This window comes from Shewanella inventionis, assembly GCF_019931735.1.
GTDB classification, from domain to species: Bacteria; Pseudomonadota; Gammaproteobacteria; order Enterobacterales; family Shewanellaceae; genus Shewanella; species Shewanella inventionis.
This window is the reverse complement of the sequence record NZ_CP082926.1, coordinates 4,598,919-4,619,882: the sequence shown is the minus strand read 5'-3', so window position 1 is coordinate 4,619,882 and position 20,964 is coordinate 4,598,919. Positions and strand designations below refer to the sequence as shown.

The following is a 20,964-nucleotide window of genomic DNA, read 5'->3' as shown; positions in this document are numbered from 1 at the left end:
ATAGCCCATAATCGCTTTTGTAATACCTTGTTATTACATACTTTTGTGATTTTTGTTTACTAAGCGCTGATAAAGTAATCACTTTTGTTGATAAGGCGATTGAAATATATTGCGCTATGTCTCAGTATTTCATCGATCGAAAAGAATAATCGCCAGGATTGGCATAACAATAAGCAGCAACATAAGTTGCCATTTCGAATGGGAAATAACAGATGACAAAATCACTTTCGGCCCGGATTTTTATCGGTCTATTTTTGGGTGTGCTACTAGGCAGTATTGTACAGTTTGCACTGGCCGACAACGCCTTCTTCGGCGGAACCCTAGTTACTTTTGCAAGCGGTATAGGCACCATGTTCGTGAATATGATCATGATGTTAGTCGTGCCTTTAGTGTTTGTGAGCATTGTGTGCGGCGTGTGTGAGTTACAAGATTTAAAAAGTTTTGGCCGTTTAGGGGGCAAAACCTTTGGTTTTTATATTATCAACACTGTGGTTGCTATTGTTGCCGCATTTGCTGTGGCAATGATCTTTGAACCTGGTAAAGGCGTTGACATGTCGAGCAGTGATTCTGTTGATATTACTGCAACCGAATTACCAGATTTAATGTCACTTATTGTGAGCATTGTACCTAATAATCCATTTTCTGCGTTTACCTCTGGCAACATGTTACAAGTGATTTTTATGGCACTGTTGATGGGTGGTGTCATTAAATCAATGGGCTCATCGGTTGAAGGTGCAGTGAAAGGCTTTCAAACTGCCAATAAAATTATGATGCGCTTAATTTCAGTGGTCATGAGCCTTGCGCCATACGGTGTATTCGCCCTAATGTTTAAATTAGGCGCCACCTTAGAACCTGAAATCTTTGTCAGTGTGGTTGAATATTTAGTGCTGATTTTAGCCTTATTATTGATTTGGATTTTTATTGTTTATCCTATCGCTGTCAGTCTATTTACCCCCGTTTCGGCTAAAACGTTTCGTGATAAAATTCAAGAACAGATATTGTTCTCGCTTTCAACGGCTAGCTCTAATGCCACTATCCCTGTGACCATGCGCACCTTAACCGACAAACTGGGCGTAAGCCAGGCGGTTGCCGGTTTTGGCGTGCCACTAGGGGCTACGATGAACATGGGTGGCGTGTCGATTTACATCACCATCGCTATTTTCTTTGTGGCCAATGCGTTTGGTATGCCGATTAGCAATGATCAAATTCCGTCACTCTTATTCAGCGTGTTTTTGCTCTCTGTTGGTGCTGGTGGTGTACCTGGTGGTGGCATGGTAATGATTGGGGTATTGATTTATCAAATGGGCTTGCCGGTAGAAGCGTTTGTGATTGTTGCAGCACTTGACCGTATTATTGATATGGTACTGACATCTTGTAACGTAGTAGGTGACACCGCGGTACTGACTATTGTTGACCAGACCGAGAAAAAGCACCAAGTGACAGAAGAGAGCTTAGTGGCAGCAAAAGAATAAGTGACTTTTTTGCACCATATAAAAGCCGCTCAATGGTTTATTGAGCGGCTTTTTGTTACAAACAGTTTAGTCAATCGATGGTTCTTCACTGTAATCAATACCGTGATAACTTAAACATGTATCGACTTCATTCGCGCTACCTAAAATAACGGCAACACGTTGGTGGATTTCAGTCGGTTGAATATCCAAAATGGTTTCGTAACCTGTTGAGGCTTTACCGCCAGCTTGCTCCACAAGTAACGCCATTGGGTTGGCTTCGTACATTAGGCGTAATTTGAATGGTTTGGCCGGGTTTTTATTGTCTGTTGGGTAGGTAAAAATACCGCCGCGGCACAATACGCGATGTACATCACCCACCATAGCGGCAATCCAACGCATGTTAAAAGACTGCTCGCGAGGGCCAATTTTACCCAGTAGCAAGTCGGCAATGTAGGTTTGCATTGGCGCTTCCCAAAAGCGCTGGTTAGACATGTTAATTGCAAACTCAGCCGTATCTGGCGTGATTTGCACATTGTCGTTGGTCAATAGAAAAGTTTGGCTGTCTGGATCCAAGGTATAAAACTGTGTACCTTTGCCAGTGGTTAGCGCCATCATAGTTGATGGGCCATAAAGCACGTAACCTGCTGCAACTTGCTTGCGCCCAGCTTGTAAAAAGCTTTGCTCGTTAAACTCACCAGCAGGTGCCGGTAATACCGAGAAAATCGTGCCAACGAGTGAATTAATATCGATATTAGATGAGCCATCTAAAGGATCAAAACTGACTAAGTACTCACCTTGAGCATTGGCCTCTACAACGTAATCTTCTTCTTCAGAAGCGATGCCGCGCACTGTACTATCAGCCTTTAAAGCATCTTTAAGCATGTCGTTTGTGATCACATCCAGTTTTTTCTGGGTTTCACCTTGAACGTTTTCTTGCTCTGTTGCGCCTAATACTCCTGCCAACGCGCCGTGACGAACAGCACCGCTAATGGCGATTGAGGTTTCTGCTAAGGTGACTAGTAATTGCGTTAATGACGCATTGACTGCTTGAGCGCTAAGGGTTTGGGCCAAGGTCTGCATGATTTTTCCTATGAAGTTTTGCGAAGTTAAGGTCGATGTTGTTCATTTTTATCAGTTATCTGCAAATCATACCCCACAATGATGCTAATTTCAGCGATTGTTATCCAAGGTTTTGGTTTTGTCGTAAATTCAGGCAAAATGTTGACTGATTGTTTGCCCATAGGATTAATAATAATGACAACAACATGGAAGCAGCATGCTTTAGTGGCAATGACTGCCGTACCGTTTCTCTTTACTAGCCAGATTTCTCAAGCCGCACAAGGCAATACCATGACTTCATTAACTACCGCGCCGTTAAGTGCAATAAACGGCAATAAAACGCCACTGACGATAGAACGTATTCATGCATCTCCTGCATTAGCAGGTTCAAGCCCACGCGGTCTGGCCTTGTCTCCAGATGGAAAGCGCGTCACTTACCTATCAAGCCGTGCCGAAAACCAACATTTTTATGATTTGTGGCAAATGAATATCGCCACGGGTGAGCGCAGCATCTTGATAAATGCAGATCTGCTAGCCAGTGGTGAGCTGTCTGATGAAGAAAAAGCTCGCCGTGAACGCCAGCGAATTTATGGCGAAGGGATCATGGAATACTTTTGGTCTGAAAACAGCCAAAGTATTTTAATTCCTGCTGCAGGGCAATTGTATTTATATGATGTGGCTAGCAATAAAGTCACAGAGCTTAACACTGGCGAAGGCTTTGCCACCGATGCGCGTTTGTCGCCTAAAGGCCGCTATGTGTCGTTTGTGCGCGATCAAAATCTTTATGTGTTAGCACTCGATACCCAAAAAGTGATCGCATTAACTACAGATGGGAAAGGCCCTATTAAGAATGCCATGGCGGAGTTTGTTGCCCAGGAAGAAATGGATCGCATGACCGGTTATTGGTGGGCGCCGGATGAGTCAGCAATTGCTTTTACTCGTATTGATGAATCAGGTGTTGAGTTAGTCACCCGTAATGAGATTTACGCCGACGGTATTAAGCTTACCGAACAACGCTATCCTTATGCAGGTAAAGCGAACGTTGAAATTGCCCTTGGTGTGGTGAGTTTGCAAGATAAAAGCATTAATTGGATTGATTTAGGTAAACAAAAAGACATGTATTTACCGCGTGTTGATTGGCTACCAGGCAGCAAACATGTGTCTTTTCAATGGCAAAGCCGAAACCAACAAGCAGTAGACTTGCGCATTGCTGCACTTAGTCAACCAGAGCAAGCTAACACAGTGATTGAAGAGCGCAGTAAAGCGTGGGTAAACCTTAATAATGACCTGCATTTTTTAAAGCAGCAGTCAGCATTTATTTGGGGTTCAGAGCGTGATGGGTTTAACCATCTGTATTTGTTTGACCTACAGGGTAAACAGCTTAAACAATTAACCCAAGGAGATTGGGCAGTTGATGCGCTTGAGTTTGTCGATGAAGCCAGCGGTTGGGTGTATTTTAGTGGCCGTAAAGACAGTGTGGTAGAGCGCCATTTGTACCGCGTTAATATGAATATAGGCGTAGAGTCAATTGAACGTATTAGTCAAAGCGCTGGTATGCATGACGCGGTTTTTGCTGACAAAAGCCCGGTATATTTAGACTATTTTAATAGCCTGCAACAACCGCCACAGATCAGTTTACACAATGACTCTGGTAAATTATTAGCCTGGGTTGAGCAAAACGAAATCAATGAGACACATCCTCTTTATGATGTGGCTGGTTTATGGCAAATGCCTGAATTTGGTCAATTAAAAGCAGAAGATGGTCAGCCATTAATGTACCGTTTATTTAAACCTGTGCCGTTTGATGCCAATAAAAAGTACCCAGTGGTGGTGCGTGTTTATGGCGGTCCGCACGCCCAGTTAGTGGTTAACAGCTGGAGCGAAGCAGACTATTTTACTCAGTATTTGTTGCAACAAGGCTATGCAGTATTTCAATTAGATAATCGTGGCTCGGCCCACCGTGGCACTGCGTTTGAATATGTGATTTATCAAAATATGGGAGATGCCGAGGTAAACGATCAAAAAGTGGGCGTAGATTATTTGCGTAGTTTGCCCTTTATTGATGGCGAAAACGTGGCGATTTATGGTCATAGCTACGGCGGCTACATGGCATTAATGAGCCAATTTAAGGCGCCAGATTATTTTAAAGCAGCCATTTCGGGGGCACCGGTTACCGACTGGCGTTTATATGACACTCATTATACCGAGCGTTATATGGGTAATCCTGAAACCAATAAACAAGGTTACGATGCCAGCAGTATTTTACCTTACGTAAAAAATTATCAGTCAGGTTTGCTGATGTACCATGGCATGGCAGATGATAACGTGTTGTTTGAAAACAGCACACGCGTTTATAAAGCATTGCAAGATGAGGGGAAATTATTCCAGATGATGGATTATCCTGGGTCTAAGCATTCCATGCGCGGTGAGAAAGTGCGTAATCATTTATATAAATCGTTGGCGGCATTTTTAGACCAGCAATTGAAATAATCATAAACTAATCGTGAAAAGCGGGCATAAAAAAACCAGGTTAACTACCTGGTTTTTTTATTGGGTAATTACAAGATTAGTCTTCTAAGTCACCACAAAAACGATAGCCTTCACCGTGGATAGTGGCGATGATTTCTGGCGTATCAGCTAAGCTTTCAAAATGCTTACGGATTCGACGAATTGTGACGTCAACAGTACGGTCATGCGGCTTTAACTCACGGCCAGTCATTTTTAATAATAAATCTGCACGGGTTAAAATCTTACCTGGGTTTTCAACAAAATGAAGCATCGCACGGAATTCACTGCGTGGTAGCTTATAAGACTCACCTTTTGGATTAACCAAAGAACGGCTGTTAATCTCTAAACTCCAGCCATTAAAACGGTAATGCTCAACAGAACCTTTTTCTTCGGTTTCTGCAGCTGCACTGTTAACACGCGTTAATAGGTTACGTGCGCGGATGGTTAACTCACGAGGATTGAATGGCTTAGTGATATAGTCGTCTGCGCCGATTTCAAGGCCAAGAATTTTATCAACTTCGTTATCACGACCCGTTAAGAAAATAAGACCGATATTATTAATTTCACGTAATTCGCGAGCGAGTAACAAACCGTTTTTACCAGGTAAGTTAATGTCCATAACCACTAGGTTAATTTTGTTATCTTGCATGGCTTTATGCATTTCTGCGCCGTCATTTGCTTCAGTTACTACATAACCTTCAGCTTCAAAAATACTGCGCAATGTATTACGGGTTACTGCTTCGTCTTCAACAATCAGAATGTGCGGGTTTTGCATGATATATACCTAATTTAATAAAAATTCGACTCTAGCGACAGGCTAGTCAAGTTGTAATCGCGTTCTTAATTAACGCCGATACTCCAGTATTTTTTATGGTGTTTATCTATGTCTGCCCTGAATAAAACACTCTTATGAACTCGTATAATGTAACGCTAGTTTATGGTTACTGAGTTGTCTTGCGTATATCTAAGCTCATCAGGCGTTGTAATGAACTCCTGCCTCATGAGTAAAAAAATTGCCTAATTGGCTTACTACTATGAATACGATTTACAAAGATAGTTCCATTTGTTGCAAACTTATTTACTCGTATTACGGTTTATCTTGATTGTGTTATCAAATGTAGAACATAAAACGTTCAGGTGTAAACTAAGCACACAAAAATGTGACTAATAACCAATGAATTCGTTTTAAACGCTGTCCCATGGTGCATCTAATGGCTTGATGTTATGGGTGAAGTCACGGCGCTTTAATAGTAAGTAATGATTATTGTACTCGTTTTAGGTATTTGTTAACAAATTAAATGTTAAATAATTAATATAAAAAACAGATGAAAAGTTTGGTCTTTTCTTAACTGTTTGATTTTATTTTTAATTAAAATATTATACTTGTGACTGATATCTCAAACCTTTAAGAATTCACAAGGCTCTGCTACACTGTTTTTGGCTTAATTGACGAATTAATATTATGGAAAATGTTATAGATACACTGTGGCACGAGTATCAAACCACTCATTTTTTGTTTACTCAACGCCTCTCAGATGATTTCCCATTCGCTATTGTTACTGCTTATAATCCAAGCGGTTTGTTGCTCACCCCCAGTCAAAATCGCTTATTAGATCGCCAACTCCAATCTAAAATCCAACAATTTAATAGCCCATACCGAGCGCTGATTGGTGCTGCTCCTGATTTATCGCATATGGAAAAAAGCTGGGCTGTTTTTATTGATAAAGAACAAGCGCTTGAGTTAGGTAAAGCATTTAACCAACACGCAATTTATTATGTCGAACAGGGGCTTTTATCCCTTGTTGCTTGTAATGACTCGAAGATGCCTGAGGTTGAATTGGGCGTATTCAATCATCGTTTACGTTTGGTTAATGAGTTACCCGACATTGGTGCTCACATTTAGTGTGTTCATTTAGAGCCTAACCAATCTTGTCACTGTTTTGGTTATTGGATCCTTTTTGGATACAATTTTAATAGATTGTATTGTTTTTTTACTTCCCGTTATCTTTAAACCGTAATTCTTCAGTATTTCGAACAATAAATAATTCCAAATTAACACCTCCACTGTTATTCATTGTGGGGGATTAGCACTGCTCAAAGATGAATAAAATTAAATTTGTGTATTTTTACTACAATTGTTGATTGACTTGTGAGTGCATTTGTTGCTATTTTTCAGGTCCCTCCTTCGGGAGGCACAGAAGAGGAGCGTTAACTAGGTAGTAAGTTTGAGGATGCCAGTCCAATGACAACTTATGATGGAGATTAGCGCCGAGGTATCAAATTGTGTGGCACACATTGATATCGGTCGTTTAGGCTGAATCCTAACGATTGTCACCTGTTTTTTTGGTGGAGAGCTTCTGGTGATGATTGCTGTTTCCCTTCTTTAAGGGTGCGTTATCTTAGCACCAGGCTCTTCGAACGTAGTGTGTTCGGAGCGTATATCATGTTAGTAAATCACATCTTATTTTATTGTCTTTCGCAAACTGCGGAGGCATCTGTATGAGTCTAATTTCTCAAGACGTACAAGCACAATTGGTTGTTGCCAAGTTTGGGGGCACGTCGGTTGCTGACTACGGCTCAATGAGCCGTTGTGCTGATATTGTTTTAGCCAACCCTGCAACTCGTTTAGTTGTGGTTAGTGCGTCAAGTGGCGTGACCAATTTACTGGTTGAGTTAACCCAAGCGAATGTGAATGACGAGCGTCGTTTAGCGCTGTTAAAGCAAATTGCGAAAATTCAATACGCCATTTTAGATGAGTTAGGGCGTCCACAAGATGTGGCGGCAAGTATTGATAAAATTCTCAGTCGCATGTCGGTGTTAAGCGAATCGTTAGAGCTTGACCGTAGTAAGGCAATAATGGATGAATTATTGTCTACAGGTGAGCAATGCTCGTCGATTTTATTCTCTGCGGTGATCCGTGAAAAAGGCTCAGCGTCAGATCATTTTGATGTGCGCCAGGTTCTTCGTACTGACAGTCACTTCGGCCGAGCTGAGCCACATATAGAAGCCATAGCTTCATTGTCGGGTGATTTTTTAAAGCCGCTGTTAGCTAAATATATTATTGTTACTCAAGGTTTTATTGGTGCAGATCAAGATGGTCGCACAACAACCTTAGGCCGTGGTGGTAGTGACTATTCTGCAGCGTTACTTGCCGAAGCGTTACATGCATCTGCGGTTGAGATTTGGACCGATGTTGCAGGTATTTATACCACAGATCCAAGATTGGCACCCAACGCACGCCCAATTGCTGAGATTAGTTTTAATGAAGCAGCAGAAATGGCAACGTTTGGCGCGAAAGTGTTACATCCAGCAACTATTTTGCCTGCTGTTAGGCAAAAAATTCAGGTGTTTGTGGGCTCAAGTAAAGCGCCCGAAATGGGAGGGACTTGGATCCGCCATCAGGTTGAGGATACGCCAGTGTATCGTGCAGTGGCATTACGCCGAGATCAAACATTGCTTAACCTTCACAGCTTACAAATGTTACACGCTCAAGGCTTTTTAGCTGAAACCTTTGCAACACTTGCTCGCCATAAAATATCAGTTGATTTAATCACTACATCAGAAGTTAACGTATCGTTGACCTTGGATAAAACCGGTTCAGATTCAAGTGGTCAAGGCTTATTGAGTGAGTCATTACTGCAAGAGCTGTCTCAACATTGTCGTGTGCGTGTTGAAGATAACTTAGCGCTTATTGCCATTATAGGTAATCGTATTGCCTCTACCGCTGGTATTTGTAGTCGTGTGTTTCAAGTGCTTGAAAACCACAACGTACGAATGATTTGCCAGGGTGCTAGCCCACACAATTTATGTGTGTTGGTGTCTGAGTCTGAAGCGGCGCAAGTGGTTAATGCATTACACCAAAATTTGTTTGAGTCGTAAGCCATGAGTAAGGCGATACCATCGAGTATTTGTGTTGGGGAGCTTGCCACTGGGCAAGCTCTTACCATACCGCTTTATGAGTTTAAAGGTGCAGATATGTCGGCACCTAGCGTGTATATTCAAGCCAATGTGCACGGTGCTGAAGTGCAGGGTAACGCGGTGATGTATCAGCTGATGACCTTGCTTGAGGGCTATGAGGTATTGGGTGATATTCGCCTTGCACCTTTGGCTAATCCGCTAGGCATTAATCAAAAAAGTGGTGAGTTTACATTAGGGCGTTTTGATCCTATTACAGGTGTGAATTGGAACCGAGAGTATTTTGATCACAATATTGACTTAACCACTTGGTATACCGAACATCAACATTTAGCGAATGATGCGTTGTTTAAGGCATATCGAGCGACGTTGGTCGAGTCGTGTCAGGCAAGGCTTAATCAAGCATTTGGGGTGACAACAGGTCACCGACTAGCCGTAAGCTTGCAATCAATGGCCCATCAGGCTGATATTGTGCTGGATTTACATACCGGACCTAAATCCTGTAAGCATTTATATTGCCCTGAGTATGATATTGATGCTGCTCGTTTTTTCTCCATTCCTTACACCTTGGTTATCCCTAATAGTTTTGGTGGGGCGATGGATGAAGCAGCGTTTTGTCCCTGGTGGCGACTAACGGATGTTGCGGCAAAGCATGGCCGTGAGTTTACTGTGCCTGTGTCAGCCTTTACGCTAGAGCTTGCGAGCCAAGAGCGCATTGATTTAGCGGATGCATTAGTCGATGCAAAAGGCATTTTGGTCTATTTAAGCTATCGTGGCGTTATTCGCGAAAAAGTTGAGCCAGCAGATATGGCTCGCTTTGGCTGTTACTTAAAAGATTATAAAAAGTTCCATGCTCCAAAAGCTGGGTTAATTGAATATTGCGCAGCAGTTGGGCAACCTCTTAAGGCAGGCCTACCATTAGTGAATATTTTACGGATGGACTTATATGGCAGTGATCAGGCTCTTGAAAAGGTCTGTTTGCCAGTAGATTGCGTGCCTATTTTGCATTTTGCTTCGGCATCGGTGCATCAAGGTACTGAGCTTTATAAAGTGATGACCAATGTGTTTACGCTGTAAACGACAATAATAAAAACACCTGCATTTTGCAGGTGTTTTTTATATTACTGACTAACTGCCTAAAATTTGCAGTGGAATGGCAAGCATGTCGTCCCCTGAGCTGGCAAAGTACCAAATAATCCCCACTAGGCCTGCAACTGTGAGTAGATACCATACGGTTGAGAATATCTGTCCGTAGCGGTCAAGTGGCAGTAGATGGCTTTGATGGCGGCCTCGCCATTCAAAGACAATTTCTACACTACCAATCAGCAGTAAAAAACCTAACAGTGCAAGGCCTAAACTGTAGCTAATAAACACACCTGCAGCAGCCCCTAAAATACAGGCAATAAGGCCAACTAAGCTATTCATTGAAAAGCTGATGCTTTTTAAAATATGACCACCGTCGAGCGGTAAAATGGGTAGTAAATTAAATAGGTTGAGTAGGGCGTTAAAGCTGGCCAATCCTGCAAAAAAGATATTACCTGTGATCCAGTAAAGCCCTAGGCTAATAATGGACAATATAAGCCCAAAAGTCGGCCCCATAATTGAAATATAGACATCTTGCCAGCGAGTATTAATTCGCTCATCGCTCAAGGCCAATCCACCTACAAATGGGATAAGATAAATGCCTTTGGTTTTCATGCCAAAATGTTTCATGGCACGAATATGGCCGTATTCGTGAAACACTAAACAGCCGATAAGTGCTAAGGCAAACTCTAACGAAAATAGCCATGAATAAGCTGCGACACTGGCGCCAGCAAATAACACTTTAATCACTTTGGCGCTTTTGAGTAGCTTAAACCCTAAAGAGGCCAAACCGACAATACTGAGTTTTTGTGCTTTGGCGACAGGAATTTCAGGGGTTTGATTTTCGATATCCCTAACTGTGCGATGGCCTTGTGTAATTTGCTCTTCATCGACAAGTAAACAATAATCCAATTGAAAAGGTTGCCAGTTAACATCTATTTCTAAACGAACGGGGATCGCTTTTGTGTGAGAGGTCATCCCCACCGTCTCTTCAGGTACACCTTCGGTTTGTGGTGGCGTAAATTGTTGGGTGAGTTCAAAAGAGTGTATATGAAAGGCTTGATCGCTTGCACTTGCCGATTTTTGTGATACCAATTGGTTATCCCAGTACAATTGCTGCCAACCTGCAATAGAACCTTCTAGACGTAAACGTTTACCAAGGCATTCAATATTAAGTAATTCCATTAAGAATTCTCAGAGCTTATAGACGGTGAGTATGCGGGCATTTTGCCAGAGCGTTGTTTGATGCTCAATGGGGGAGGCGGTTTTATTGACTAATAAAGCTGTTCTAATTCAGCGACAGTGTTGATACCTTGCTCAATAGAAGTAAACATGATTTTAGCGCTGCAACAATGCCCTTGAAATTGGCCGTAATGTCGCACTATAGACAACATTTGTAATAAGCTTATTGGTTGAGCCTGCTTAACAAGGTTAGGTAATTGTGCCACATTTTGTTCGGCGCAAGCCTTGCTGTTAAGTGGCTTGTTGATGAGAAATATTGAGCCACTGCTGTCGATAAGTTTGTCTTGAAAACAAACATTGTATTGGTTTGCGCAAATAAAACTCAGCCAATCCTGCTGGTTGGCCAAATACATTAGCTCATCATCTTGATCAAACTGTAAAATGGCTGGCCAATGTATTTGTTGCATAGTGTGCCTGTGCTGGGTGTTGGTTATCGACTGCTATAATCAAATGACAACTCTTGATTTACATTTTTGACAACACATGGACCATGTTCGCGTTGGGTGCGATTAAATGCGTTACCTATGTGAATTTCAACATTGGTAAAAATGTGCTTTTCAGCCTTGATGAAGTAATTATCAAAATAACCATCAACTTCATTTTGTTGTTGTGTATATTCAATTTCTTCTTTAACTCGTTCAGCCGCCATTTTGTTTTTTTGGTCGAGCATCATTTTGACTTGTTCAATCATACCGGCATCATTTTGCCATTCTGTTTTTGGGGGCAATTTTCGCAATCGGGCTTCCAGTTCTAACCCTGCAACCACCATCTCTTTTATACTGCTATCTAGCTCTTTTAGTTGTTGTTTTAGTTCAGTTTGATGCATTGCGCAGTACAACTCTGTTTTGGTACTTGCTGTTGCGCCAAAAGCAATGGCTCGAATGCCTTTTTCTGCAGTGGCTATGCCTCCGACTAAGTCTCCTCGTCTTGATTGGGTATCACTAACTGTAATGGTGTCACCTGAGGTGGTATGGCTGTGAAGTAGTTGTTTGGTTACCAAAATACTACCTTGGGCCTCGAGACGTGAGTATTGTACAAATTGGGCGCAAATTTGGCCGCTAGCTTTGATATGGGTGCTGAGTTCTTGATCTTTTATTAAGCGCCCAATAACGCCTTTGCTAACAATCACATCACCCTGTGCTTCTATACTTGCCGACTCGACAAACCCCATTACGGTTACATCTCCGGTGGCTTTGACTTCCATGCCTTCGTGTACGTCACCGGTAATGAGAATACTGCCTTTAAAGTTGACATGACCATAGCGAACATCAACATCTTTGATTTGCAGTATATCGTCGACTTGCATGCCTTTGCGGTTTTCAACGGGTTGGCCAGACAAGGTTGCAATAAGCTTATTGGGATCTTTGGGGTGTAAACTGGTGCCTTTTCCTGGCTCCATTGGCTTGTCTTTACCAGGGATTTGATGCAAAACGTCGCCGTGAACATTAAAACCAGGTGTACCAATGGTTGCCATTGTTTTAACCATTAAAACGTCATTGGGTTTCACTGTGATTAATGCGCCTAAATTTCGCATATCAACAGAGCCATCTTCGCGCTCTTGTGGTTGCAGTAAGCGCTCGCGGGCTAAGGCGACTTTACGAGTGATGATGGCGTTTTCACCATTAACGGCAGGCTTGCCGCAAGCGATGACTCCTTCGCAGCTTTCTCCTGGTGGTAAAATCGATAGGCGTTGCATTAATGCCATTATTTTAGGCTTGCTTAAGCCCATTTTAATTTTTTTGCTTTTAAGAGTATTGAGGATATCGGCAAGCGCCATGTCTTTGCCTCCCCATGCAGAGGTGATCTTCATGCTGGCTTGCATTTTATCGTCACTGACTGTGATGCTTACCGAACCGTCTTTGCGCTCGGCAATAGCAAAAAATAACTCATGATCCCCAGGCTTTTGTCCGCACAGTGCATTGACTTCTGAAACGGCTTTATTAATGGCTGATTCAATGGGGTGTAGCATGGCAAAATTGGCTTGTTTGAGTAAGCCGTCAATGTCTTCCGTTGCTATAGGGCCGTGAGTATTTGGAACTAGGCGAAGTTCTGCTTTTGATTTGTCTGCGCTTAGCGCGATTACTGAGGGATCTAACATAACGTCCTTTGTTTATTATTTTTCTTTTTATCCACACCAAGGCATAAGAATAGCAGTCAAAATGGTAATAAAATGTGAGTCATTTTGCCTTTAAGTCAATTTAGCTGATATTGAAGTCCATTTCCAGCTAAACCCCAGCATTAATGCTGATGAAAATAGAGCTTATATTTATTATTTTCCGCTGTGACATTCACATTACCAAAATGGGCGGCAATGGTATCTGAGTAGGGTAAGTGTCTGTTTGCAACAATTTGCCAAATCCCCCCTGTGGCTAAACTGTCTGCGCTGTGTTTAACAAATTGTGTGGCTATGTCTGTGGTGCTGGTTAACCCATCATGAAAGGGCGGATTTGAGATGATCCCATTGAACTGCCCGCTGATTTGCTTAAAGCCATCAGATGGATAAACTTTCGCTTGCATATTATTAGCAGCAAGAGTGAGTTGACACGAGGCTAGTGCCATTGCATTTATGTCTATGCACTCCATGTTTAACGTAGGATTTGCTTTTAATAGTGCTGCGCTGATCACACCTGCACCACAGCCAAAGTCAAGTACTCTCCCTTGAAGGTTTTCAGGCAAATGCGAAAGCAGGAGTTCGGTGCCTTGATCAAGGCGTTTTTCACTAAACACACCAACCAGATTACAAATTTGTAGCTGTCCCTGTGGCGTTTCTAATGCATATTGGCTTACCCAATCACTGAGTAATAATGCTGGTGCGATGTGGGTTAAGTAACATGTGTATAGCAAACAGTGGCGTGCATTATCTTGTTTAATGGGCGTTGAGTAATAGCTAGGTGTTAACTTTGTAATAGATTTAATACCACCTTTGTTTTCTCCGACTATAACAAGTAATCCATTTATGCCTAAGTGTTGAGCAGCTAATTGCAGTAGGTAGCCCATTAGTGGTTTAGCTTTAGGGAAATAGATAATCACACTATCAAATTTTTCTGCTGCGAGTGTATCAGGCAATTGATGGCCGAAATAACAATCAAGTTTGTCATTGGCATAAGGTGACAGTGTTTGATGGTGATTAAAGTCGAATGCTAGTGCTTTGACATGGCTGGCCCAGTCCAAGCATTGGCTAGCAAAGGTATCAGCCTCATAATTGAGTATTAATACTTTATGTTGCTGAAATAGTTCGCTGTTTCGAATTAATGCTTGAGACGGATTTGTTAGCACTTGAGTTACTCATGATAAAGATAAAATGTTAACAGCCCTTTGGTCTGCAAAAGGCTGTGTCGAGCGGTTATTGTTTTACGGCAGATTCTGGCAATAAGCTAAAGACTTTATTGGCAATGTCTGTATTGTCTTGATGACCACCAAAAAGTCTTGCTCCTGGACCTGCTGAAAACACTTGTACGTCAACGGCTGTATGCCCGCCGCTTGTCCAGCCTGTGTTTGAGTGAACGTCAATTATTTTTCGTAATGCGATAGTTAATGCTTCATTACCTTGAAGACGCGCATTGTCTAACGCGGTTAATTCAGTGTCGCTTGGGGTAAAACCAATTAGCTCAGTGACAACTGTTTGCCACTGCTCGTTAGCTATAGCTTGGTTTGCAATCTCGTCTGGACTGGCCTTAACTCGACTGAGCACCTCGGGTTTCCATTCATATTTGTCATTTGCGCCAACCGATAAGCCACCGGTGTTATGGTCGGCTGTAATGACCACTAACGTGTCTTTGCTTTGGCGTACAAATTGTTCTACAACTTCAATGGCTGCTGCAAACTCGTCCATTTCACCCATGGCTGTGGCGATGTCATTACTGTGACCGGCCCAATCGATTAAGCTCCCCTCAACTAATAGCACAAAGCCCTGCTGATTTTGTGACAGTAAGTCGATGGCTTTTTGAGTCATTTTACTGAGCTTATGACTTCGATTATCGTTGATTGCCCAGGGTAATTGTACGTCAGCGAATAAACCTAATACTTTGGGGGTGGTGATACTATCGAGTTGCGTAAACTCTGTGATGTGCTGGTAGCCTTTTTCGGTAAATTGTGTCAGCAACGATGCGGGAAAATATTGCTGGCCACCACCTAAAATGACATCGGCGTCAGTATCGATATAGGCTTGGGCAATGTCGATGTAGTTATTACGGCTTTCATTGTGAACAAGAAAAGCAGCTGGCGTTGCGTGGTTAACTTGCGAGGTTACCGCAATACCTGTAGCTAAACCTAATGATTTTGCCTTTTCCATCAGTGTGGGCAATGGACGTTTTTCAATGTCGACACTAATTGCACCATTATAGCTTTTAAAGCCTGTTGCTAATGCCGTTGCTGATGCTGCTGAATCGGTCACATAACCGCTCACAGAGGCAGGATAAGTGCTGGACATACCTACGAGTAGGCGATCAAAAACGGTTTGCTCTATCTCTTCTGTCTCTGGGTTGTCTTTATAATATCGATAAGCAGTGGTGTAGGCTGGGCCCATACCATCACCTATCATAATGATGATGTTTTTGGGTCTTGATGGGCCAACCGATGGCACGTTGGTGTTGGAGGCTCCAGTAACGTCAGGGCTTATCATGACATCATTTGCGAAGGCGTTTGCCCCACAAAGGCATGGTATTAACATTAAACAGATTACTGAGTGCTTAAACGTAGCGATAAAGTCCATGGGATATCCTATGTGGTTACTGGTTTACACGCGCTTCAATCGCATCCATTAACATGCCAGTAATGTTGACATCAAAGGCGGCTTCAATTTCTTTGATACAGGTTGGGCTGGTTACGTTAATCTCAGTGAGTTTGTCACCGATAACATCTAAGCCAACAAAAATCAGTCCACGTTTTTTAAGCTCTGGCCCTATTGCGCGAGCAATTTTCCAGTCACTTTCAGATAATGGTTGAGCCACACCACTTCCGCCGGCGGCCAAGTTTCCTCGGGTTTCGCCTTTCATCGGAATACGAGCTAACGCGAACGGCACGGGTTCGCCATCAACCACTAAAATACGTTTATCGCCTTGAGTGATTTCAGGGATAAAGGCTTGCGCCATAGCATATTGCTGCCCATAGCTGGTTAAGGTTTCAATAATCACGCCTACGTTTGGATCGTCTTTTTTCACACGGAAAATAGAAGTGCCACCCATGCCGTCTAAGGGCTTAAGGATGATGTCTTGCTTGAATTGATGAAACGCACGAATACGTTTGGCATCGCGGGTGACAATGGTTTCAGGCGTAAACTCTGAAAACCATGCCGTGAACAGCTTTTCGTTGGCATCACGTAAGCTTTGTGGCTTATTAACAATTAGCACGCCTTCTTCTTCGGCGCGCTCTAACATATAAGTGGCGTAGATAAATTCGGTATCAAATGGTGGGTCTTTTCGCATTAGCACAACATCAAGGTCGGCTAATGGTGTGTCTTTCGCTTCCCCTAAGGTGAACCAGTCATTTGCATCTTGTTTAACTGTTAATGGACGCATGTTTGCCATGGCTTTGCCATTAACCATAGCCAAATCGTGCATTTCCATATAAAACAATTGATAACCACGTGACTGTGCGGCTAATAGCATCGCAAAACTTGAGTCTTTTTTGATGTTAATGTCGCTGATTGGGTCCATTACAATGCCGAGCTTAATCATGGAGATTTCCTTACAATATGGGGAAGATAATATTGGTTTGTATTAGCCAATATCGCCAAATTTAACTTGTAGTGCGGTTATGGCGGTCAGCGATGCAGTTTCGGTACGTAGCACTCTTGGGCCAAGTAGTATGTCAGTGAAGTGTTGTGTTTCTGTCATGGCAATTTCTTCGTCTGACAAGCCGCCTTCAGGGCCGATTAACAGCCTGACTTTGTTATTGTCGGCAGTTAATGTTAAGCCATTTATACCGTGCGATGCGCGCGGGTGTAAATTCAATTTTATTGCGGTTGTGGGTTCTTCACACCACTGAGCCAGGCTCATCGCTGGGCGCACTATGGGCACGACACTGCGGCCTGACTGTTCACATGCGCTAATCACAATTTTTTGCCATTGCTGAAGCTTTTTATCTAAACGATCACCACTTAATTTAACACCGCAGCGATCTGAAAATAATGGGGTTATGGTAGTGACACCAAGCTCAACTGACTTTTGTACCGTAAACTCCATACGATCGCCACGAGAAATGACCTGGCCTAAATGTAAATCGAGTGGTGATTCGCTGATGTTTGCTTCACAGTTTAAGACCGTGACAGTGATGGATTTCTTACCAGCATCGATAATTTCAGCTAAATAATCATTGCCGTTGCCATTAAATAAGCTGATATGGTCGCCATTGCCCATACGCAATACTCGGCCAATATGCGCGACACCGTCATCGTCTAATTGCACTGTTTGCCCTTGTTGTAAGTTTTCAATGGGCTGGTAAATGCGGGGTACTCTCATCAGTGTAGACCTTATTTAATTAATGGCTCAGATACGTGCTAGATAGTGAATTAATGTATTAAGCCGTTATTTTGGCATTGTTTGAATACAAAATCATTATGATTACCTTGGCTGGCAGCGATTAAGCTATCACGTTTGCATTCTGTTGCGGAAACGGGCTGCAGTTTGTCCCATGCTAAGAATAATTTTTGCTGGCTGTTACTGATTTGCAAACCATAAGTTTGTTGCATGTAAAGATAAGTGCGGGCAATTTGCCCGCGAGCCTGCTTAGGGGGTTGAACTTTACGGCCTTTAAAGTCGACAATCATTTCACATTGACCATATTGATCCGCTTTTCCATTCCAGTCGCTAAAGCGATAATTACTGCGGTCGCCGTTTACCTCACCAATGGCTGGTACGAGATTATGTAAGTCGGCTTCCATTTTTTTAAATTTGTCGTTGTTTTTACCGCAATTTTTACGTCCGCCGTTTTGCCAGCATTGCAGCTGGTGGCCAAACTCCCATGCTGGAACCACATGCTCCCACTCAATTCTGTTGGCGCGTATTAACTGTTTACGTACTTTGTACCCACAGCTTTGGTGGTCTGCTTGCCAAAGCTTGCCACTGATTGCAATATCGCAGCCGCAATAAAAGGTATTGAGTGGTAATTGTTGCTGGTAAATTTTTTTGGCTATGGTTTTGGCTTGACTAAAGCTGCCCGGATGCTCTGCTGCCTGAACGGTCGTTAAAAAAATGCCGCACAAAAGCGACACCCCAAAAAACCAGGAGTGATAATTAGATATGCGCAAAATAAACCCTAAAAGTTAACTAAAAATCGACAGGACAGTCGTGTTTTCTAATTACATTAGAAACAGAAACAGGCCCTTATTGCGGAGTTAATCCGTCATTTTGCGCTGATGGTAAGCCATAGGGTGCGATGACGCAATTGATAAAATGTTACGCGTTAATGATGCTAATTTTTTTGTGCTGATTGAAGGGTTTGTTGGCAGCGGCGACAACGATATTGAGTTTGACCACGCACCACTCGATTATGGCGTCTAATAGAAAGTGTGGTGTTGCCACAGCCACAAAAATAGTCAAATTGTTGCCCGCTTACCGATTGAATATTAAGTTGATGGGTGGTTTTGGGGACCACGTTAAAAGTAGATACCATAATGCTTTGCCATTCTTTGCCATGGGGTTTTACTCGGCCAAACAGCTGGTAACACAGTAAGTGGCTTATTTCGTGCGGCACGACTTCGGTTAAAAAAACGTTTGGATTTTCGGCTAATAATACTGGGTTAAAGCGTAAGCGGTTGGTTTGTAAATGGGCGGTGCCGGCACTTTTTCCGCGTAAACTAAATTGCACTACAGGGCGTGGAAACTGGCGATTAAAATGATGCTCAGCATGTTGATAATCACTTTCGATTTTGTCGAGTATTTGCTGTTGCAAAGCTGATTTAGCCTGGCAGGATGTTAATGCCACTTTAGCGATTGCTTTCGGTCTGCCCAGCGCAGCTTGTTTGGGTGATGTAAAATTAAATAGATTCTTTAGCATGGCTTCATTCTTGGCTTGAGTAGCGTTTGCTACTCAAGCGCTAGGTTAGCAATTGAGATTATGCCATTACAAGCTTGTCGCTGCAGCGGCAATCATGGCTTTAATTTGTTCAACAATATCTGATTCAACTTGAGCGTCATACCCTTTTACTCGTGGAGTATGAATGTGACCAATAGGAAGGGTCAGGTTAAATTGATCGCGCATTAAAATACTGCGATAGGATATTTCATTAGATAAGTAGCCACCACCAGAGCCTTCGACTGAAATCTCATTTTGTAACTCTGCTAATGAAGTTGCATTAAATTGTTTACGAGAAAGGGTTCTAACTTGATGGTTGTCGTTTACAATCCAGCGCCCTTTTACAGCTTGCATTAACTCAACAGGTAATGAAAATTCAACAAATTCAGGGCCATTGAGTTTACCATCACTTGATGTTCCGCCATTAAATAAGGGCGCTTTAGGATTGCGCTGGCTTGCACCTGTTAATACATTTAAATTATCTGGTGCGTCAGCGCTTCGGTTACGGCCAGGAAAGCGCTCAATGTCAAAATTTTCTCTGCCCATACTGATGGTAAATAACATGTCTAAACTATTGTTTCGGTAAAACGGCGTTAATAATGATTCAATAATGCCGTTGTCAAAATCGCTGAATCTGACTGGGATCATTACCGTTTCTATTTGAGCTATTTTACCGTTTACATTAAAACGGTAACCGTCTAACGCTAATGCTGCTAGCCCAGATGGATTGCTTTGGCCTATGTTACGATCGAGAAAAAAAGGATCGAATCCCGTCACTAAAATGTGAATGTGAGTATTGGGATCAAATTCAATATCGCTAAAACCTCGAGATGATTTTTCAACCGCTTTGACGAGAATTTCACGCTGCCAGTCGGCGATGTTAAAGCCTGCACGCTCTTGCTTAAGGGTATTGCGCATACCTAAACGACTCCAGTACAAAGAGCGGTCGTCATCATGGCCTGATTGTACATCACGAACAGCTTGCTGCCATAAACGATGACCTTGCTGTGCGGCCATTTCTGTGACAGATAATTCGTCAGTTGCTTGCTGCAATTTTATTTCGAGCGTTTCGTTAATTGCTTGGTAGCGATTAACCACTTGCGGCATGGTTTGCCCAGCTTTTGATACGCGCATTTCTTCTATGTTTTTGGGGAGTTGCCCTGCAAAAGAGGTATTTGATAAGGCAAACAATGCTAATGAACTTAATAATAAAAAAGGGCTGCGAATAATCATGACGATTCCTTTTGGGGGCTTAAATGTCCATTGTGTTAAACAACGCGTGTATCAGTAATTGAACATATCAACTATGAGTTATCAATATCAAATAGCATCACAATCAGTCTTTGCCATAGTTATAACACAGTTGCTTTGGTGAATTAATATCGAGATAAGACTAATGTACTTAATTAGGGCCTAGTATGGTGTTTGGTAGATAAACTTTACAGTTGAGTTTGTTTTATGAGCCCATTCTTTCTATATTATTGCTATTTTTAGACCATACTAGGTCCTTACAGTAAGATGTAGCTAAGATTAAATGCACTTAAAGTAGATCATCGAGACGGCTAATTTGGGAAGCAAACCGTACTTAGGTGACAAAAACACTCAATATGTTAATACCGTAAATGAAATACCTAATATAAGTAATGACATACTTTATATAGTAGGTCGAATAATTAATAAGTTAATAAATACA

17 protein-coding genes and 1 riboswitch are annotated in these 20,964 nt (G+C 42.3%); of the genes, 5 read left to right on the top strand and 12 right to left on the bottom strand.

What is annotated here, in order from left to right; translation table 11 throughout:
- The first annotated feature begins 212 nt into the window (after positions 1-212).
- Entirely contained in the window at positions 213-1,472 is a 1,260-nt protein-coding gene (locus K8B83_RS20720) for a dicarboxylate/amino acid:cation symporter (RefSeq protein ID WP_188738335.1), read from the top strand.
- Positions 1,473-1,538: 66 nt separating this feature from the next.
- Here K8B83_RS20720 and K8B83_RS20715 read toward each other — a convergent pair whose 3' ends face one another.
- Positions 1,539-2,531 (bottom strand): class 1 fructose-bisphosphatase, encoded by a 993-nt coding sequence (locus tag K8B83_RS20715; RefSeq protein WP_188738332.1) that lies wholly within the window; start codon positions 2,529-2,531, stop codon positions 1,539-1,541.
- A 174-nt stretch (positions 2,532-2,705) separates the two neighbouring features.
- On the opposite strand from K8B83_RS20715, the gene K8B83_RS20710 reads away from it, so the two are divergent.
- Positions 2,706-5,000, top strand: a complete 2,295-nt coding sequence (locus K8B83_RS20710) for a S9 family peptidase (RefSeq protein ID WP_188738330.1) — start codon at positions 2,706-2,708, stop codon at positions 4,998-5,000.
- 76 nt (positions 5,001-5,076) lie between these two features.
- Here K8B83_RS20710 and arcA read toward each other — a convergent pair whose 3' ends face one another.
- A complete protein-coding gene (gene arcA, locus K8B83_RS20705) occupies positions 5,077-5,793 on the bottom strand; it encodes a two-component system response regulator ArcA (RefSeq protein WP_188738328.1) in 717 nt (238 codons plus the stop codon).
- Positions 5,794-6,480: 687 nt separating this feature from the next.
- On the opposite strand from arcA, the gene K8B83_RS20700 reads away from it, so the two are divergent.
- The 3 genes from K8B83_RS20700 (at position 6,481) to K8B83_RS20690 (ending at position 10,010) form a co-directional block, all read left to right on the top strand.
- A complete protein-coding gene (locus K8B83_RS20700; RefSeq protein WP_188738325.1) occupies positions 6,481-6,921 on the top strand; it encodes a DUF3293 domain-containing protein in 441 nt (146 codons plus the stop codon).
- Between the two features lie 287 nt (positions 6,922-7,208).
- Positions 7,209-7,383, top strand: a riboswitch (Lysine riboswitch).
- A gap of 134 nt (positions 7,384-7,517) precedes the next feature.
- Positions 7,518-8,897, top strand: coding sequence for a lysine-sensitive aspartokinase 3 (lysC, locus tag K8B83_RS20695; protein ID WP_188738323.1), 1,380 nt, complete (start codon positions 7,518-7,520; stop codon positions 8,895-8,897).
- Between the two features lie 3 nt (positions 8,898-8,900).
- Positions 8,901-10,010, top strand: coding sequence for a succinylglutamate desuccinylase/aspartoacylase family protein (locus K8B83_RS20690; protein ID WP_188738321.1), 1,110 nt, complete (start codon positions 8,901-8,903; stop codon positions 10,008-10,010).
- Between the two features lie 51 nt (positions 10,011-10,061).
- Here the strand turns inward: K8B83_RS20690 and K8B83_RS20685 are convergent, their stop codons facing one another.
- The 10 genes from K8B83_RS20685 to K8B83_RS20640 form a co-directional block, all read right to left on the bottom strand.
- On the bottom strand, positions 10,062-11,201 hold the full coding sequence (locus K8B83_RS20685) for a site-2 protease family protein (protein ID WP_188738319.1): 1,140 nt from the start codon (positions 11,199-11,201) through the stop codon (positions 10,062-10,064).
- Positions 11,202-11,290: 89 nt separating this feature from the next.
- Complete coding sequence (locus K8B83_RS20680) at positions 11,291-11,665, bottom strand: DUF4144 domain-containing protein (protein WP_188738317.1); 375 nt, start codon at positions 11,663-11,665, stop codon at positions 11,291-11,293.
- A gap of 23 nt (positions 11,666-11,688) precedes the next feature.
- A complete protein-coding gene (locus K8B83_RS20675) occupies positions 11,689-13,356 on the bottom strand; it encodes a DUF342 domain-containing protein (protein ID WP_188738315.1) in 1,668 nt (555 codons plus the stop codon).
- A gap of 140 nt (positions 13,357-13,496) precedes the next feature.
- Positions 13,497-14,534, bottom strand: coding sequence for a class I SAM-dependent methyltransferase (locus K8B83_RS20670; protein WP_188738313.1), 1,038 nt, complete (start codon positions 14,532-14,534; stop codon positions 13,497-13,499).
- 67 nt (positions 14,535-14,601) lie between these two features.
- Positions 14,602-15,879 carry an alkaline phosphatase gene (locus tag K8B83_RS20665; RefSeq protein ID WP_223420127.1) on the bottom strand — a complete coding sequence of 426 codons (1,278 nt, stop codon included), beginning with the start codon at positions 15,877-15,879 and terminating at the stop codon, positions 14,602-14,604.
- Between the two features lie 106 nt (positions 15,880-15,985).
- Positions 15,986-16,933, bottom strand: coding sequence for a glutathione synthase (gshB, locus tag K8B83_RS20660; RefSeq protein WP_188738310.1), 948 nt, complete (start codon positions 16,931-16,933; stop codon positions 15,986-15,988).
- Between the two features lie 42 nt (positions 16,934-16,975).
- Positions 16,976-17,716, bottom strand: a complete 741-nt coding sequence (gene rsmE / locus K8B83_RS20655) for a 16S rRNA (uracil(1498)-N(3))-methyltransferase (RefSeq protein ID WP_188738308.1) — start codon at positions 17,714-17,716, stop codon at positions 16,976-16,978.
- 50 nt (positions 17,717-17,766) lie between these two features.
- Entirely contained in the window at positions 17,767-18,468 is a 702-nt protein-coding gene (locus K8B83_RS20650; protein WP_188738408.1) for an endonuclease, read from the bottom strand.
- A gap of 200 nt (positions 18,469-18,668) precedes the next feature.
- Positions 18,669-19,253, bottom strand: coding sequence for a SprT family zinc-dependent metalloprotease (locus K8B83_RS20645; protein ID WP_188738306.1), 585 nt, complete (start codon positions 19,251-19,253; stop codon positions 18,669-18,671).
- Positions 19,254-19,319: 66 nt separating this feature from the next.
- Positions 19,320-20,504, bottom strand: coding sequence for a C15 family peptidase (locus tag K8B83_RS20640; RefSeq protein WP_188738304.1), 1,185 nt, complete (start codon positions 20,502-20,504; stop codon positions 19,320-19,322).
- Between the last annotated feature and the right edge of the window lie 460 nt (positions 20,505-20,964).